Below are 2,781 nucleotides of genomic sequence, written 5' to 3' on the forward strand. Positions count from 1 at the left end.
AAAAGATACCAAATTAAAGCTCTTCGTGAATTTTTAATTAAAGCAGGAGTAAATTAATGCAATACAAAGGCTATGAAGCTGTGATTGAATACGACGAGAGCGATCGCTTATTTTTTGGTCGTGTCATCAACATAGAAGATATTATCGTTTTTGATGGTCTTTCCGTTGATGAACTAGAACAAGCTTTTAAAACTGTTATTGAACAATACTTAGCAGATTGTCAAACCCTTAATAAAAACCCTAATCAACCGACTTATCCCTTATCTTCTCATTAGTTAGGAGGCGATTGCGTTTTGTGGTGAGTGATTAGGCGATCGCCTATAATGAGGATTATTGTCAAGTTCAGCCGCTATGACCACCACAAACAATCAAGAAAGAAGAAACCGGTTGATGACGAAAGAAATCATTCCTTTCCATCAACGACTAAATTCTAGATTAAATAAACAAAAAATTACCATATTACAAGTTAATTTAGGCAAACGCTGCAATTGATATTGTAATCATTGCCATTTATAACCGCTTCTTCGAGGTTCTTTACTCGGCAGATAATCGGCTATTGCGATTGATGTTTGACGTAGGTTCGTAATACATCATTAATCAGGGCGTGATAGCTCTTTTCTTGAGCATGATTCCTAAACCACTCAAGGATTTCTGAATCCAACCTGATACTAATTTGCTCTGTTTGTGGATTTGGTTTGACCAGTTTAGCATTCTTGAAAAATTCATCATCTAGGGGAGGAATATCTGAATAATCAATATTCTCATCGGACATTTGCATAAATTTCTCTTGTCGCTCTTTAAGAGGCATATCAAGGGAAAATTCAGGGTTGCTCATAGCGTTTTCTCGGGAGCATCTCATTTATGCAAGTGAGTAATTATACTTATCCATAAAACTGGTTTCTAGCAAGGCTTTCAAAATAGCTTGACATAAAAACCTGATTTAGGGGTTACAAAGGTGAGATGCTCCCTTAGAGCATCGGTTTTTGAGAATTGTCTATATACAAAGTCAGCATTCATGAGGGGAACCCTGGGGCGAATTACTTCGCCCCTTTAAAAGCCCCGTCCCATCGCACTAAACGCTTCGGGTCTTCACCCCGACATTTGAGATAAAATAAGGACGCTGCCAATTGCGTCCTCAAGGTATCTGGAAAAGGCTTTTTTCCTAGACTTTCCGAGAGTAGTATTCCACTACTAACAGTTCATTAATCGAGAGGGCAATCCATTCTCTTTCCACAACGCCATTCACTTTGCCCACAAGGGTGTTTTTGTCAAATTCCAAATGACTCGGCAGGTTGGCTAAACCGGGGTATTCCATATTTCTTTTGACTAGATCCTGGGAACGCTCTTGATTTCTAACTCCAATCACATCACCCGGACGGCACTGATAACTGGCAATATCCACAACTCTACCGTTAACGGTGACGTGACCGTGATTGACTAATTGTCGCGCCCCCGGAATTGTCCCAGCCATACCGAGACGGAAAACGGTATTATCCAGACGCATTTCTAAGAGTTGCAGCAGCACTTGACCAGTGGAACCGGTAGCCCGGCGAGCTTTGCGGACATAGCGAATTAATTGTTTCTCGCTGACACCGTAGTTAAAACGCAGTTTTTGTTTTTCTTCTAGACGAATGGCATATTCTGAACGTTTTTTGCGGGCCTGGCCATGTTGCCCGGGTGCATAGGCACGACGGGCATTTTTACGGGTTAAGCCTGGTAATTCCCCTAAACGACGCACAACGCGCAAGCGCGGTCCTCTATAACGAGACATACAGACAGTCTGCTCCTATTTAAATTTATCCCAAAACTATTATCGTAGCACAAATTAAGTGATTTAGTTGGCGTGTGGGGAGATGGGGAGAGGGGAGAACGGAGTGGGATGATGGGGTGTGGGGTGTGGGGTGTGGGGTGTGGGGTGTGGGGAGTAGGGTGTGGGGTGTGGGGTGTGGGGTGTGGGGAGTTTTCTCAGTGAACTGATAACTGATAACTGATAACTGATAACTGACTCCTGATGGTGGGTGATGTATTTTTTTCATTAAAGATGAGGCTAATCTCTGCCATCTTAGGGCATACTGTGAGTGTAACTAAGCACTATATTACTCAGGTTGCTTTCCCACTCCTTCCCTAGCTGAATCTCTATCTTGGAGAAGCCATAGTCATGATCGAAATGAAAGTCGCTGGAATTGCCCTAGACGCTATCACTCGCAGTCCCATTGTACTACTCAAGGATGGTTCCGAGCGTCGCGCCCTACCTATCTACATCGGACAAGATCAGGCTAAGGCGATTATCACCGTCCTCGAACAACAAAAACCCCCTCGTCCCCTCACCCACGATTTGATCGCTAATATTTTTAAAGTTTGGGACATGGATTTAGAAAAGATTATCATCCATTCTCTCCAAGATAATACCTTTTATGCTGTTCTCTGTCTCCAGCGCGGCGAAGTCAAAAAAGAAATCGATTGTCGTCCCAGTGATGCGATCGCTATTGCCCTGCGTACCAACAGTCCCGTCTGGGTAATGGAAGAAGTGATCGCTTCCGCTTCTATTCCCGTCGATCGTGACGCGGATGAAGAGGAACGTCAAGCTTTTCGCAATTTCGTCTCCAATCTTAGCCCCTCAGACCTGATCCAACGTCGCGGTGATTTTAGTGATCAGTGAAAATTCAGGAGATAGGAGATAGGAGATAGGGATTTAGGGAAATTTCAGCCAAATGCTCCACTTCCCCACTTCCCCACTTCCCCACTTCCCCACTTCCCCACTTCCCCACTTCCCCACTCCCC

General features: G+C 43.9%; 4 protein-coding genes. 2 read left to right on the forward strand and 2 right to left on the reverse strand.

Translation table 11 applies throughout. From position 1 onward, the window contains the following. Positions 1-56: 56 nt before the first annotated feature. The gene (locus tag IM477_RS15970; protein WP_012266176.1) at positions 57-275 is read left to right on the forward strand and encodes a hypothetical protein; all 219 of its coding nucleotides are present in this window, start codon (positions 57-59) and stop codon (positions 273-275) included. 278 nt (positions 276-553) lie between these two features. Here IM477_RS15970 and IM477_RS15975 read toward each other — a convergent pair whose 3' ends face one another. Then, positions 554-835 (reverse strand): BrnA antitoxin family protein, encoded by a 282-nt coding sequence (locus IM477_RS15975; RefSeq protein ID WP_287732542.1) that lies wholly within the window; start codon positions 833-835, stop codon positions 554-556. 327 nt (positions 836-1,162) lie between these two features. Continuing rightward, positions 1,163-1,771 (reverse strand): 30S ribosomal protein S4, encoded by a 609-nt coding sequence (gene rpsD, locus IM477_RS15980; RefSeq protein WP_002798058.1) that lies wholly within the window; start codon positions 1,769-1,771, stop codon positions 1,163-1,165. A 387-nt stretch (positions 1,772-2,158) separates the two neighbouring features. On the opposite strand from rpsD, the gene IM477_RS15985 reads away from it, so the two are divergent. Continuing rightward, positions 2,159-2,659, forward strand: coding sequence for a bifunctional nuclease family protein (locus IM477_RS15985; RefSeq protein ID WP_061432090.1), 501 nt, complete (start codon positions 2,159-2,161; stop codon positions 2,657-2,659). The last annotated feature ends 122 nt before the right edge of the window (positions 2,660-2,781 follow it).

The organism is Microcystis sp. M090S1, from assembly GCF_020246295.1.
In the GTDB taxonomy this organism is placed as follows: Bacteria; Cyanobacteriota; Cyanobacteriia; order Cyanobacteriales; family Microcystaceae; genus Microcystis; species Microcystis aeruginosa.

Excerpts from the sequence above, each read along its gene's own strand:
- rpsD (WP_002798058.1), bottom strand. The coding sequence starts at position 1,771 with ATGTCTCGTTATAGAGGACCGCGCTTGCGCGTTGTGCGTCGTTTAGGG.
- IM477_RS15970 (WP_012266176.1), top strand. The coding sequence starts at position 57 with ATGCAATACAAAGGCTATGAAGCTGTGATTGAATACGACGAGAGCGAT.
- IM477_RS15975 (WP_287732542.1), bottom strand. The coding sequence starts at position 835 with ATGAGCAACCCTGAATTTTCCCTTGATATGCCTCTTAAAGAGCGACAA.
- IM477_RS15985 (WP_061432090.1), top strand. The coding sequence starts at position 2,159 with ATGATCGAAATGAAAGTCGCTGGAATTGCCCTAGACGCTATCACTCGC.